The following is a 13,970-nucleotide window of genomic DNA, read 5'->3' on the forward strand; positions in this document are numbered from 1 at the left end:
ACGCGGCTTCGGTCAGAATGCCGCCACGCCGCAGGCAGATTTGCCCCAAGCAGCGCTTCTCGGTCCGGCTCTCACCATGCACTCTCGTCATTCCCTTGCCACCTCGGGGCATGCGCCCCATCAGGACCTCGCCAGCGTACACCCGCCGCTGGCATCCGGAGAGAACGTTCTCGCCCGGCTGTCGGTTGACCTGAACGCACAACTTCATTTTGCCGAAGGTGCGATCGTTCTCACCGATCATCATCTGCACGCGCGACAAGATGCACAAGCACCCTGGCAATCCTGGCCTCTGGGTCCGGATTTGTCGCTTTCGCAACACGATCACGCCGGTGTGGCGACCTTGAGCCTGCACACCGCCACGCGCCAGCTCGCCACCTGGCACCTCACCCTGGCGCAGCAAGCCCCCCTGCAAACCCTGCTGGACCAGTTTGAGCGGCAGCAAATGATTCGCGCCACCGGCCTGCAACCGGACGACGAAGACCGCGCCGAATGCCCGGTCTGCCACGCCCCCCTGCCCCCCGACAGCGACGAATGCGCGGTCTGCCATCGCGACAAGCAAACCCCGCCCTCCACCTGGGTGCTGCTGCGCCTGTGGCGCTTTGCCCGCCCTTACCAGGGCATGCTGCTCGCCGGCTTCCTGCTGACCCTGGCCGGCACCGCCGCCACCCTGGTGCCGCCCTACCTCACCATGCCGCTGATGGACGAGATCCTGATCCCGTTCCAGAACGGGCAGGCCATCGACACCGGCCATGTGATGCTTCTGCTGGGCGGCCTGCTGGCCTCGGCACTGGCCGCCTGGTTGCTGGGCTGGGCCCGCACCTATGTGCTCGCCCTGGTGTCCGAGCGCATCGGCGCTGACCTGCGCACCGCCACCTTCGAGCACCTGCTGCGCCTGTCCCTCGACTACTTCGGCAGCAAGCGCACCGGTGACCTGATGGCCCGCATCGGCTCCGAAACCGACCGCATCAACGTCTTTCTGTCGCTACATGCCCTCGATTTCGCCACCGACGTGCTGATGATCGCCATGACGGCGGCCATCCTGGTGTCGATCAACCCCTGGCTGGCCCTGGTCACCCTGGTGCCCCTGCCCTTCATTGCCTGGCTGATCCACCTGGTGCGCGACCGCCTGCGCACCGGCTTTGAAAAAATCGACCGCGTCTGGGGCGAAGTCACCAACGTGCTGGCCGACACCATCCCCGGCATCCGCGTGGTCAAGGCCTTTGCCCAGGAGCAGCGTGAAGCCGACCGCTTCCGCGCCGCCAACCAGTACAACCTGCAGGCCAACGACAAGCTCAACAAGACCTGGTCGCTGTTCACCCCCACCGTCTCGCTGCTGACCGAAATCGGGCTGCTGGTGGTGTGGGCCTTCGGCATCTGGCTGGTGCACGAGCAGGACATCACGGTCGGCGTGCTCACCGCCTTCATCGCCTACATCGGCCGCTTCTACGGCCGCCTGGACTCGATGAGCCGCATCGTCTCGGTCACGCAAAAGGCCGCCGCGGGCGCCAAGCGCATCTTTGACATCCTCGACCACGTCTCCAACGTGCCCGACCCGGTCAACCCGGTCAAGCTGCCCGCGCTGCAAGGCCGGCTGGAACTGGACCGCATCGGCTTCCGCTACGGCAGCCGCGCCGTCATCCGCGACGTGAGCCTGGACATCCAGCCCGGCGAGATGATCGGCCTGGTCGGCCACAGCGGCTCGGGCAAGAGCACCCTGGTCAACCTGATCTGCCGCTTCTACGACGTCAGTGACGGTGGCATCCGCGTCGATGGCGTGGACGTGCGCCGCATCGCCGTGGCCGATTTCCGCCGCCACATCGGCCTGGTGCTGCAAGAGCCCTTCCTGTTCTTTGGCACCATCGCCGAGAACATCGCCTACGGCAAACCCGACGCCAGCCGCGAAGAGATCATCGCCGCCGCCCGCGCCGCCCACGCTCACGAGTTCATCCTGCGCCTGCCGCAGGGCTACGACTCGCTGGTCGGTGAACGCGGCCAGGGCCTGTCCGGCGGCGAGCGCCAGCGCATCAGCATCGCCCGCGCGCTGCTGATCAACCCGCGCATCCTGATCATGGACGAAGCCACCTCAGCCGTGGACACCGAAACCGAAAAGGAAATCCAGAAGGCGCTGGACAACCTGGTCAAGGGCCGTACCACCATCGCCATTGCGCACCGCCTGTCCACCCTGCGCAAGGCCGACCGCCTGGTCGTGATGGACAAGGGCCGCATCGTGGAGGTGGGCCCACACGACGAACTGATGGCCCGCGAAGGCGCGTACTGGCGTCTGTACCAGGCCCAGGCCCGCAAGGCCGAACAAGACGCCCTGATCGACGATGCCCCCGCCGATGCCGCCAACAAGGACTGACACGATGCGCGACCTCACCCGCAACGACCTGGGCCAGTTGACCCTGACGCTGGACGATGGCAGCACCCATGTGGGCATCGTGCCCGTGCGCGCCTACCCCTTGAGTGCCCCCGACGAAGGCGTTTCGCTGATGAACACCGACAGCCACGAGGTCGCCTGGATCGACCGCCTGAGCGACCTGCCCGCGGCGTGGCGTCAGCTGCTGGAGGGCGAACTGGCGGTACGCGAACTCACCCCACAGGTCACCGCCCTGCTCGAGGTATCGAGCTTCTCTACCCCCAGCACCTGGACGGTGGACACCGACCGTGGTCGCACCAGCTTCGTGCTGAAGTCGGAAGACGACATCCGTCGACTGGGCGATGGCCGCCTGCTGATCCACAGTGCGCAGGGGCTGAACTTCGGCATTGCCGACCGCACCCGCCTGGACAAGCACTCGCGCAAGCTGCTGGAACGCTTCCTCTGACGTCGGCACAGCCCGCATGCCCAAAAGAAAACCGGTGCAGCCCTGGCGGGCGACACCGGTCTTTGACGCTGCGGAGCCCAGGCGGGCCCCACGCAGCGATCACTTCTTCTTGGCAGCAGCCTTCTTCGCGGCAGGCTTGGCAGCCTTCTTGGCGGGGGCAGCAGGCGCCTTGCCAGCCTTGCGTGCAGCGGCCTTCGGATCGACCGCGGCCTTGAACGTGGCGCCAGGGGTGAACTTGGGCAGCTTGGCGGCGGGGATCTTGATCTTGTCGCCGGTGCTGGGGTTCACGCCATTGCGGGCTGCGCGGGCATGTTGCTTGAACGAACCGAAACCGGGGATGGTCACGGCGTCGCCCTTCTTGACGGCCGTCACCACGGTGTCGAGCAGCGTGTCGAGGATGCGGCCAGCCTCGGCCTTGGACAGTTGGTGCTGGTCAGCAAGGCGCTGGATGAGATCAGTCTTGTTCATGAATGATGTTCTGAAAGCACCCGCAAATCTCGGGCAACCCAATTGTGCCTTGCGCAAAGCCCGATGAACACAGGTGTTGACGCAGATGCGTCGCAAACACGCCTATTTCAAGGGAAATCCCAGTGCCTGCAGCGCCGCCTGAAGCCGATCTCGGCCCGTCAAGGCCTCTGGCGTGGCCACCCGCTTGCCTGAATGCACCGTCCAGGTGCCACGCACCTTCATCTGCTGCTGGGCATAGAACGCGGCCATCGACTCGTTGTACGACGCGATCGCAGCCTGTTGCTCAGCCACCGGGCGGTAGCGCTCGTGGTGCAACACGGCTGCTTGTGGCAGGCGCGGTTTGACCGAAGCCGACTGCGCCGGATCTTCCTGACCCAAAGTCATGCCGAACACGGCAAAGACCCGCGGCGGCAGGCCCAACAACTCGGCCACCGACTCCGGATGGTTGCGCATGCCACCGATGTAGCAGCCCGACAAGCCCAATGACTCGGCCGCGGCCATCGCGTTCTGGGCAGCCAAAGCCGCGTCGATCACGCCCACCAACCCCATTTCCAGATAGTCGAGCGCATCGTGGGTAAGCCCTTCCGCTTGCGCCACCGCCTCCAGTCGAGCCAGATCAGCCAGCCAGACCAGCACCAATGGTGCCTGTGCCACATGCGCCTGATCGCCCGCCAGTTCGGCCAGCCGCGCACGTGAGACTGGATCGCGCACAGCGATCACGCTCCAAGGTTGCAAATTGGACGAAGACGCCGCCGACTGGGCCGCGGCCACGATGGCCGTCAACTGCGCATCGCTGACCGGATCAGGCAGGTGATGACGCACCGAGCGGTGGGTCAACAACTGATCCAGCAAGGGAGACCAGGCCTCGGGCACAGCGGGGGCCTGCTGACCGTAGCGCGCACTCAACAGAGAAGAAACAGACATCATGAAAGCCAGGAAATGCAAAGCATCAACACTACCGCAAGCCTGGCGCACACGCTGAGCGGACCGCAAAACCCGAGCGCGCAAAACAAAAAGGTCTGAACCTTGCGATTCAGACCTTTTGAAAATTTGGTGGGCCCTGAGTGACTCGAACACTCGACCAACGGATTAAGAGTCCGCTGCTCTACCAACTGAGCTAAGAGCCCGCACCTGTTATCTTCTTTCGAAGATCGCTAGAACTGGTTATCTAGCGAAGACTTGAATTATATACACAAACTTTGCGAAGATTCAAGTCTTTTTCAAAATTTTCGCTGACTTGCTCGGTGTGATCTGAAGATCGGTTCCGGCGCCTGCTCAACGAAGAACGAGAGTATACACACAAAATCACCCCTTTCTGAACGAGACGCGTGCTTACAACAACGCACCCGGCGCCGGGCGTCCGGTCAGCATCTCGATCTCTTCGCTCAAAGCGCCCGACTCCTCCGCCAGGGAGGCGATCTCCTCGTCCAGCGCCTCGGCATGCGCGCGCGCCACATCCTCCAGATAGCCCACACGCTCCTGACTGAGCCTGTGGAGTTCGTAGCGGGTGTCTCGCCGCAGTTCGTTGAGGGCGTCCAACACCAACACGATCTGCAACTGCAGGGTTTCGAACAGCTTGCGCAAGCTGGCCGCTTCGATCGAATCCGTGAAATCGAGGTGTCCCCACCCCTGCTTCAACAGGAAAGCATTGGGGTCTTGTGCAATTTCGCGCAAGCGCTGGACATCGCCACTGTCGCGCGCCCGATTGATTTCGCTGGTCAGCTGCTGAAAGATGGCGAGCTTGGCAGCGTCGTGGGCAAAACGGTCCGGATGGAACAGGCGCACCAGCTTGCGCCACAGGCTCTTGAGTTCACGGGCTTCGTCCTCGGGCAAGGCCTTTTGCTCGGCCGCCTCAAAGGCCACCTGCTCGTACTCGGCATCCGACTGTTGCCACGCTTCCTGGCATTGCTGGGCCACGGCTTCGGCAGCATCCTCCCCGTCGTACATCAGCGCATCGAGGTACTGGCGTCGGTAACTCACCAACAGACGCAGACGATCACGTTGCTGGTAGTGCGGCCGCAACAAACCGAACAGGCGCGCCTGCGTCACCTCGACGTCGTGGCGCTCCTGGGTGTAACGCGCCTCCAGATCGGCCAGTCGGACACGCGCCGATGCGATCAAGGCCTTGAGCTCTTCCACTTCAGGCTTGACGAACACCAACGCACCCGCCTGAACCGGCGCAGCCGCAACCGTGGGCTCACCTTGCGCCCCCCGTGTCGCCAGCGCCTCCATCTGCGCGATGGCATCGTCCATCTCAGGGGCTGGCTCGGCCAATTGCGCGAGGTACCAACGCCCCATGTTGGCCGAGCGCGGGCTGCCAGACCCGGCCAGCCACTCCAACCACGCGCGCAGCGCGGGGTCGGTCAGCGCCTCACGAAAGTGACGGCCCTTGAACTCCCCAAACGCCAGACGAGAGGGATACCAGGTGGCCTGCGCATGTTCACACACAGCCTGCCAGTCGTGAAGGCCACGGCGCAGCGCCAGGGGCTGGAGCACCGTGCTGAGCAAGTCGACCGTGGTTTCGAGCTCCCCCAGCGCCGATGCCGGCGTGCGCTCAGGTAGCCGGTAGTACTGCCTCAAGGTTTGCAACTTGCCACTGACCACCGGCACAGGGTCCAGCAGTCGCTGGGCCAGGCGCAAGGCACAAAAGCCCTCCCCCCCCACCGGGGGCAAGTTGAGTCGAACCCACTCTGGCTGCAAGGCCCGGTGCAGGACCTGGCCCAGGTCAAAAGCCACCAGGGGCAAGCCGGACACGTAATGCGCCAACTCGGCGTAGACCTGAGAGGGCGCCTCGCCATCGCGCTCGATGACGGCGCGACTGATGCCATGAATGCGCGAGCTGTCCTGATTCATGTCCGGACCGTGGTTGATCAGCCGCCGCCAGGCAGGCCCCTGTGGCGCCCAGCCTCGCATGCGCTGAGCCGCCACCTCCACCACCACCGGGGAGCTCAGCCCCGCCGTCTCGACATCAATGAGCACCCAGTCTCGATCGTCCATGCAATGCCTTCAGCGACGGCGGCCGGGTGGTGTGCCCAGCAGTCCCACAGTGGGATCGGCCGCGAACACGCTCAATTGCGACAAGGTGCGGATGTCCAACAAGGTCAGGCGATTGCCGCCACAGTCCAGCAAGCTCAACTGAGGCACGGACGGCAGGTTCAAGGCCATCAGCTGATTGCCTCGGCACCACAACTTGGACAGGCGGGGTACGCCGCCCAGAGCCAGTTGACGCAACTGGTTATGGGCGCAACCCAGCAAGGTCAATTCAGGCACCGCGGACAGGTCCAGCGCGCGCATGGCGTTGTGGTCGCAGGCCAGTGCGGAAAGCTGGGGCACACGGGATAAATCCAACTGCGTGAGCTGATTGTGACGGCACCACAACTCCTTGAGTTCGGGCAGCCGCCCCAGCCTCAACTCGGTCAGCTGGTTGTTGTCACACACCAGCAGACTCAGCGCAGTCAAAGCCGAGACATCCAGTTGCGTGAGCTGATTGTCGGCACACCACAACTTGGTCAGCGCAGGCACCGCCGCGGCAGTCAGGACACTCAAGCGGTTGCTGCTGCAATCGAGCAGGCTCAACTGTGGGACAGCCGCCAAGCTGAGCGCCGTCAACTGATTCTCGCGGCACCACAACTCGCGCAGATTCGACACCGCAGCGAGATCCAACTGCGTCAGATCGTTGTGGTTGCAACTGAGCATGGTCAGTTGCGGCACCGCGGCCAGATCAATTCGTCCCAATTGGTTGTGATCGCAAGCCAAGGTCAGCAACCCTGGCACCGCAGCGAGGTCGAGGCTGGTGAGAAGGTTGTGACGACACCAGAGCTCGGTCAGGCGCGGCGTGGCAGCCAAGTCCAACTCGCGCAGGTGGTTGTGATTGCAATTGAGCACGCGCAGCCCAGGCATGGCCGACAGCGGCAGACGCGTGAGCTGGTTGCCCCGGCACCACAGCTCGGTCAGGGCCGATGCCTCGGGTAACTGCAGGGCACTCAAGCGGTTGTAATCACAGACCAGCAACTGCAATGGCGACACCTCGGTGAGGTCCAGTTCAGAGAGCTGGTTTTCCTGACACCACAGCGTGGTCAGCGCCGACACGCCCCTCAGGTGCAGCACACGCAACTGGTTGTTGTCACACGCCAAGGTCGTCAGCCCCTTGGCGGCACGCACATCCAGGGTGGTGAGCTCGTTGTAGGCACAAAACAGGCGGGTCAGCGCAGGGGTGGTCTGCAATTGCAGATCGGTCAAGCCCACACGGGTGCACCACAGAAACTCCAGCTTCGGCAGGCGAATGGTGAGTGTGCGCGGCGTCGGGGCCCCTGCCTGCTTGAATCCCAGGCGACGAATCTGCAAGCCGTCCACCCATTCGAAATGGGTCAAAGGCAAGGCATCGAAATCCCACACCAGGCTGCTCAGGGCACCGTTGTCGAGGGCAAAGGCGATGGCCTCACCATGCGCATTGTCAATCCTCGCCTCGGCCAACCTGGTCAGGACCTCTTCGGGGGACAAGGCCAAGGCCTGCGCCCACATCAGCACCTGGCGGTGGTCAGCCTCACGCAGCTGGTAGGCGCCAATCTGCCGGGTGGGCTGCTCGCTCAGAGCCTGCTGCGCCCGCGCGACGGCCAAGACGCCCGATGTCATGCGCATCAGGATGCCACGCGCAGCACCATCTGCAGCGGCCAGCGCAGCAGACGGTCGACTGATCAGTGAGCGGGCTTCTTCGTTGTCAATCATCACAACTCAAACAGGGGCGACAGCGGCGCTTGCGGACAAGCATTCGTCCGTCTGCATGCGTGTGAGTTTACGCGCTGTTGCCCACGTGAACCGGCCATGCCTCATGGGGGTTTGCGCACATCTGCACGCTCCCCGCGGGCTGAAAGCCCATGAAATCGCCTACCCTTGACGCATGCTCAAGCCGCTCCCTCACGCCGACGCCACGTCAACACCCCCATGCCAGAGCCTGTGCCCCTTGTGCGGCCAGGCAAATGCCTGCGCACAGGCTGCAGGATGCGCCGCTGACACACCCTGCTGGTGCCAGGAAGCCACGTTCAGCGCGGCGCTGCTGGCGCGCGTGCCGCAAGCGCAGCGAGGCGTGGCCTGCATTTGTGCGAACTGCGTCAACATCACACCTCCCAAAGACTGAGCTCCGAAACGCAAAAAGCCACCTCAAGGGTGGCTTTGAACAGCGATGCACGGCTGCGAGTGCATGATCTTTGGTGGGTCGGGAGGGACTCGAACCCTCGACCAACGGATTAAAAGTCCGTTCCACCATAGATTTGCCAACATTGAACACCGTTGATAGACTCTACACAAATCAACAGGTTAGAGCAAAATAACTGTATGTTTGAACATACCAACCGTTGATTCGTGTTCGCCAGTTTTGGGTAAATGGTCTTACATCCGCCCTTACATCCAACCCGATGTAAGACTGGCGAGGAGTCTACATGGCAAAGGTTGCATTCACTGCTGGACGCGTTGCCGGGTTCAAGTGCCCGCCCGACAAGAAACAGGCTTTCCTATGGGATGCAACTGCGCCGGGGCTGGGTCTGAGGACGACGCCAGCCGGGAAACCGTCCTATGTGTTCCAGTCTGTCTACCAAGGCAAAGACATTCGCCTGACCATCGGAAGCCCGACCGCCTGGAGCATCTCAGACGCGCAAGCAAAGGCACGCGAACTGCAACGCCTGATTGACGAGGGCAAAGACCCGCGCGACCTCAAGCGTGAAGCCCTGGCCGCACATGCGGAGAAGCAAGCCGCCGCTGCCGCCCAAGCCCTGACCGTGGGGGAGGTCTGGAAGCTATACCTAGAGGCACGCCGCCCGTTTTGGGGCGACCGCCACTATGCCGACCATGTGAAGCTATCCCAAGCTGGGGGTGAGACTGCCAAGCGTGGCACCCGTGGCCGTGGCGTGACCATTGCCGGGCCATTGCACCCCCTGCTGGCGCTGGCGCTGCGTGACATGACCGCGCCAGTCATCGAGGCATGGGCCGCCCGTGAGGCGCAGACCCGCCCAACCCCTGCCCGGCTGGCGTGGCGACTGCTGAAAGCGTTTCTAGGCTGGTGCGCTGAACAGCCGGAATATGCGCCCGTCCTGCCCAGCACGAACCCTGCCAAGACCAAGAAAGCCCGCGAGGTACTCGGAAAGGCTGGCGTCAAGCAAGATGCCTTGCTGCGCGAACAATTACCCGCATGGTTCGCCGCCGTGCGCAGCATCGGCAACCCGACCGTGGCCGCCTATCTGCAAACGCTGCTGCTGACGGGTGCCCGTCCTGGCGAAGTGCTGGAAATGCGCTGGGAGGACTTGAACACCCAATGGAAGGGCCTGACCATCCGCGACAAGGTGGAAGGCGAGCGGGTCATTCCGCTGACGCCTTACGTGTCGCAGCTGCTGGCCGCCCTGCCCCGCCGCAGCGAATGGGTGTTTGCCCGCGCCAGCACAACCCCCATTAAGGACACCAAGCCAATCGGCACATCACCCGAGAAGGCGCCCAAGCCAATCAGCAAGCCGCACAAGCCACACGAAAAAGCCTGCAAGGTGGCAGGCATCGACGGGCTAACCCTGCACGGCCTGCGCCGTTCGTTCAAGAGCCTGACTGAATGGCTGGAGTGCCCCGCTGGCGTGGTGGCGCAAATCCAAGGGCACAAGCCATCCGCGACCGCCGAGAAGCATTACACCGTGCGCCCGCTTGACCTGCTGCGCCTGCACCATGAGCGAATCGAGGCATGGATTCTGGAACAGGCCTGGGTGCAGTTCGACGCCCAGGCCGAGCCGGGCAAGCTGCGCGTGGTGGCGGGGGGTGCGGCATGAGCGCCGAAGGTTTATACAAGGCACGCGCCCTAATGCAACTGTCTGAAATCTGCGCACCGTATGAGTGGGAGCACGTTGAAGCAGCGTTTGATGGTGACGTAGAAGCAGCCATTTCGCTGAGTGTGGCTCTGAACAATTCCAAGCGTGGCGCTGTAGCTGTGGCGATGTGGCGCGCCAAGGTCAAGCCTGATGCTTTCCGGGAGTATTTCGCAAGCGTTTGGGAGCATGACCACCGCCATGTGATTGCTGCCGCAGAAAGCCGCCGCACGCTGGGGCATATGTTCCGCTATGCCGCGTTTCCGATGCCAGCAGAACTGCCAGACGTTGTAACCCTATGGCGTGGGTCATCCTGGCTGACGATAGCGGAGGCCAAAAAGGGCTATTCGTGGACTACCGATAGAAGCACCGCCTGCTGGTTTGCCGTGCGCTTTGCACAAGCCGGTGGCCGCCCCCTGGTGCTGCGTGCCGATGTTGCCAAATCGGACATTGCCCTATTCACCAACAACCGGAGTGAAAGCGAAGCCGTATTGATTCGCCCGCCCGCTGCCGCAGTGGTGGACGGCAATGTGAGCGACTGGACGGCCGCCTATCTTCTCAAAGAGGCGTCCATACGACAGAACACCTTGACCGCCTGACAGGCTCAGGCAAGAGGGCAACACCTACCAAAAGCCGCCGCCCCCGTGGTGGCCCGCTGGGGCTTCATATCGTACCGACGACGCTAAATACAAAAGTGTTGACACCCAGCCGATTGCTGTGCTTAAATTAAGGCGTTGGCGCAGCCGTGCCCAAACCAAATTCAACGGCCGCTGACTGAAAGCACCACGAACCCGCATTAGCGGGTTTTTTTATGTTCGCGTGAATCTCACCCGCAAGCCCGCCCGGAGTCATCCGAGCGGGTTTTTTTGTTTCCGAGCCCGGCTAACCCGTGGCTCCCCCCCCCCGCCCGCCCTGCCACAAGCTCGGCGGGTTTTTTTGTGCCCGCATGGTTCGCCCAGCGGGCTTTTTTTTTGGAAGCGCCATGATGCAACATCAATTCCCCCCGCTGGAGCAAGTGACCCGCACAGCACTGTGCACCACTGAAGCTGCCCACTATCTGAACCGTCAACCGCAAACCCTGCGCACATGGGCATGTCTGGAAAATGGGCCGCTGCGCCCCATCCGCATCAATGGCCGCCTTGCGTGGCCGGTGGCTGAAATTCGCCGCGTGCTGGGGGTGCCAGCATGAGCGCCGCCACCTACGCCCATTACGTTTCCGCCATGTGTGCCGCCCTGCGTGGGTGCGCCACTGGCGACAAGCGCAAACAGCTCTACGAGCGCACCGGGGCTGCAATGGGTGCTGCCCTTCTGGATGAGCTGCTGGCGCTGCGTGACCGCCCCCAGGCTGAGGCCCTGCGCGCCGTGCATGACAAGCTGCGCGAACTGTCCAAGCTGCAAGACGCTGACAGCGCCGCCGCTGGCTTTGCTGTGGCAATCGTCGCCGTGCTTGAGCTTGGCATTGCGAACCTGCCGAAGTCAGAGGGGGGCCGCCCATGAGGACCCCAAAAGGAAAAGCCCCCGCACCGACCAAAGTACCAGGGGCTCACGGTGAACAACTTTCGTTTCTGCCGCCCGCGCCATTCTGCCCCACATGGCCCAAGAGTGGAACCCTGGCCGACGTGGCACTAGGGCTGCTGATGGATGGCCGCCTGATTGACCATCCCGAGTTTCAAGACAAAACGCAATCCTGGCGACTCGGTGCCGTGATTTTCACGCTGCGCGCTTTGGGCTGGCCGGTTGAAACCATCGAGGTGCCAAGCCCGACCGAGCACTACCCCGAGCGAATCATTGCGCTGTATCGCCTGGACGGGAAGTACACCGCCCAAGCACTCGCCATGAATGGAGGTGCTGCGTGCTGACGGACACCGCAAAGGCAATCGACGCACTGCACGCCATTCCGCCCGACCTGCCCCGTGATGAATGGGTGCGCGCTGGCATGGCTGCACAAGCTGCCGGGCTGGACTTCGACGCCTTCAACAACTGGAGCGCCGGGGCTGGCAACTACAACGAACGCGACGCCCGCGACACATGGCGCAGTTTCAAACCCGGCAAGGGCTTGGGGGCTGGCACGCTGTACCGCGTGGCCGCTGAACATGGATGGCGCATGAGCGAGCCGAGGACACCACAAAGGGCCATGCAAGCCCCCAGGAAGGCCGCAGAGCCGACGCGCAAGCCTGCCCCAGGGATGAGCCCTGCCGAGGTGTGGAGCCGCTGCCAAACCGCAACCGCTGCGCATGGGTACATCGACGCCAAAGGCGCAGCCGGTGTGCCCCTGGATGGCCTGCGCGTGGTTCCTGCTGGTGATGCCCTGCGCATTGCCGGGCAGAGCATGGCCGGTGCTTTGGTGGTGCCTGCCCTGGCCGCTGATGGCACGCTGCAAAGCCTGCAACTGATTCCGCCGCCCGGTGCCGGGAAAAAGCTGAACCTGCCCGGTGCGCCGATGGCCGGGGCATCGTTCACCGTGGGCGAGACTGTGCCCGGTGGCCCGGTGTATGTGTGCGAGGGCATCGGGGCTGCGTGGGCCTGCTGGCAAGCGACCGGGGCCGCTGCCGTGGTGGCCTTTGGCTGGGGCAACGTGGCCCGCGTGGCTGCTGACCTGCGCCAGCGTGACGCATCCGCCCGGCTGGTGCTGGTGCCTGATGCGGGCAAGGAGTCCGAAGCCCTGCGCATCGCCGCCGAGGTGGGGGCCGCCGTGGCGACCATGCCCCAGGGAGAGGCGCAGAACTTCGACGCGAACGACCTAGCCCAGCGCGACGGGTGCGATGTGCTGGCCTGCCTGCTGGAGGCTGCCCAAGAGCCGCCCAAGCCCGAGCCGCGTTACAAGCTGCTAGGGGCCGATGAGCTGCGCGACCTGCCCCCGCTGGCCTGGCGCGTGCGTGGTGTGCTGCCTGCCGTGGGGCTTGCTGCGCTGTATGGCCCGAGCGCATCCGGCAAATCGTTTCTGGCCTTTGACCTGGCCGCCGCAATTGCCGAGGGCTGCCGCTGGTTTGATTGCCGCGTGGAAGCCGCGCCCGTGGTCTATGCCGCGCTGGAGGGGGAAGCCGGTTTCAAGCTGCGCGCCCGAGCATGGGAGGTGAACCGAGGCCGCCCCCTACCCCCTGGCCTGCGCATGATGCTGCAACCGTTCAAGCTGACCGCACCGCTTGACGTGGCAGACCTTGCCGCCGTGGTTCCTGCAGGCGCTGTGGTGGTGCTGGACACCCTGAATCGTGCCGCACCGACTGCCGACGAGAACAGCTCAAAGGACATGGGCGAGATTCTGGAGGCTGCAAAGACCTTGCAAGCCCTGACCGGGGGGCTGGTGGTGCTGGTTCATCACACAGGAAAGAACGCCGCAGCTGGCCTGCGTGGTCACAGTTCCTTGTTTGCTGCGATGGATGCCGCTATCGAGGTTTCACGCGAGGGCGACCGCCGCGAATGGAAGGTAGCGAAGTCCAAAGACGGCATTGATGGCGAGGCTTGCCAGTTCAAGCTGCAAGTCGAAACGCTGGGGACAGAGGAAACCGGCGAGGCCATCACATCGTGCGTGGTGGTGCGTGACACCGCACTAGAGGACGTGCGCGCCGTGAAGCTGCCCCAGGGTGGCAATCAGCGTGTGATTCTGGACGCCCTGCGCCCGATGTTCAAAGACGGGGTAACTGGCAAGCCCGGAGCGCCGATGCTGCGCCCGTGCATTGAGCTTGAAGCCGCTGTATCTGCTGGCGCTGCAAAGCTGACATGCCCGACCGACCGCCGAGCCACACGTACCAGAGAGGCAATCACCGGACTGGTGGCGCGTGGGGTGCTGGGCTGCAATGAGGGGTGGTTATGGCTGGCATGACCGATAACCGAAATTCACCGA

13 protein-coding genes and 1 tRNA gene are annotated in these 13,970 nt (G+C 63.6%); 9 read left to right on the top strand and 5 right to left on the bottom strand.

From position 1 onward, the window contains the following. The first annotated feature begins 76 nt into the window (after positions 1–76). Together WIT60_RS07550 and WIT60_RS07555 are read left to right on the top strand one after the other, a co-directional pair. Positions 77–2,362 (top strand): cyanophycin metabolism-associated ABC transporter, encoded by a 2,286-nt coding sequence (locus tag WIT60_RS07550; RefSeq protein WP_339583326.1) that lies wholly within the window; start codon positions 77–79, stop codon positions 2,360–2,362. Positions 2,363–2,366: 4 nt separating this feature from the next. Next, positions 2,367–2,825, top strand: a complete 459-nt coding sequence (locus WIT60_RS07555) for a cyanophycin metabolism-associated DUF1854 family protein (protein WP_339583327.1) — start codon at positions 2,367–2,369, stop codon at positions 2,823–2,825. Positions 2,826–2,924: 99 nt separating this feature from the next. Here WIT60_RS07555 and WIT60_RS07560 read toward each other — a convergent pair whose 3' ends face one another. The 5 genes from WIT60_RS07560 to WIT60_RS07580 all read right to left on the bottom strand — a co-directional run bounded on the left by WIT60_RS07560 (position 2,925) and on the right by WIT60_RS07580 (position 8,018). Beyond that, positions 2,925–3,293, bottom strand: coding sequence for an HU family DNA-binding protein (locus WIT60_RS07560; RefSeq protein WP_339583328.1), 369 nt, complete (start codon positions 3,291–3,293; stop codon positions 2,925–2,927). Between the two features lie 102 nt (positions 3,294–3,395). Next, complete coding sequence (locus tag WIT60_RS07565; RefSeq protein WP_339583329.1) at positions 3,396–4,217, bottom strand: nitroreductase family protein; 822 nt, start codon at positions 4,215–4,217, stop codon at positions 3,396–3,398. Positions 4,218–4,344: 127 nt separating this feature from the next. Beyond that, positions 4,345–4,420 (bottom strand) — tRNA-Lys (locus tag WIT60_RS07570). A gap of 205 nt (positions 4,421–4,625) precedes the next feature. Continuing rightward, positions 4,626–6,290, bottom strand: a complete 1,665-nt coding sequence (locus WIT60_RS07575) for an exonuclease (RefSeq protein WP_339583330.1) — start codon at positions 6,288–6,290, stop codon at positions 4,626–4,628. A 9-nt stretch (positions 6,291–6,299) separates the two neighbouring features. Beyond that, entirely contained in the window at positions 6,300–8,018 is a 1,719-nt protein-coding gene (locus tag WIT60_RS07580) for a leucine-rich repeat domain-containing protein (protein ID WP_339583331.1), read from the bottom strand. A gap of 172 nt (positions 8,019–8,190) precedes the next feature. On the opposite strand from WIT60_RS07580, the gene WIT60_RS07585 reads away from it, so the two are divergent. From WIT60_RS07585 to WIT60_RS07615, 7 genes are all read left to right on the top strand, one after another. Next, on the top strand, positions 8,191–8,427 hold the full coding sequence (locus WIT60_RS07585; protein WP_339583332.1) for a cysteine-rich CWC family protein: 237 nt from the start codon (positions 8,191–8,193) through the stop codon (positions 8,425–8,427). Between the two features lie 301 nt (positions 8,428–8,728). Then, a complete protein-coding gene (locus WIT60_RS07590; protein WP_339583333.1) occupies positions 8,729–10,093 on the top strand; it encodes a tyrosine-type recombinase/integrase in 1,365 nt (454 codons plus the stop codon). After that, positions 10,090–10,728, top strand: a complete 639-nt coding sequence (locus tag WIT60_RS07595; RefSeq protein WP_339583334.1) for a hypothetical protein — start codon at positions 10,090–10,092, stop codon at positions 10,726–10,728. Before WIT60_RS07590 ends, WIT60_RS07595 begins: the two co-directional genes overlap by 4 nt. A gap of 383 nt (positions 10,729–11,111) precedes the next feature. Beyond that, positions 11,112–11,318 (top strand): helix-turn-helix domain-containing protein, encoded by a 207-nt coding sequence (locus tag WIT60_RS07600; RefSeq protein WP_339583335.1) that lies wholly within the window; start codon positions 11,112–11,114, stop codon positions 11,316–11,318. Then, on the top strand, positions 11,315–11,626 hold the full coding sequence (locus tag WIT60_RS07605; RefSeq protein WP_339583336.1) for a hypothetical protein: 312 nt from the start codon (positions 11,315–11,317) through the stop codon (positions 11,624–11,626). The genes WIT60_RS07600 and WIT60_RS07605 overlap by 4 nt, the downstream gene beginning before the upstream one ends. A gap of 140 nt (positions 11,627–11,766) precedes the next feature. Continuing rightward, a complete protein-coding gene (locus WIT60_RS07610) occupies positions 11,767–11,988 on the top strand; it encodes a hypothetical protein (RefSeq protein WP_339583337.1) in 222 nt (73 codons plus the stop codon). Further along, on the top strand, positions 11,982–13,949 hold the full coding sequence (locus tag WIT60_RS07615; protein ID WP_339583338.1) for an AAA family ATPase: 1,968 nt from the start codon (positions 11,982–11,984) through the stop codon (positions 13,947–13,949). The genes WIT60_RS07610 and WIT60_RS07615 overlap by 7 nt, the downstream gene beginning before the upstream one ends. The last annotated feature ends 21 nt before the right edge of the window (positions 13,950–13,970 follow it).

Origin of the sequence: Aquabacterium sp. G14, assembly GCF_037482285.1 — a bacterium.
GTDB lineage: Bacteria > Pseudomonadota > Gammaproteobacteria > Burkholderiales > Burkholderiaceae_C > Aquabacterium.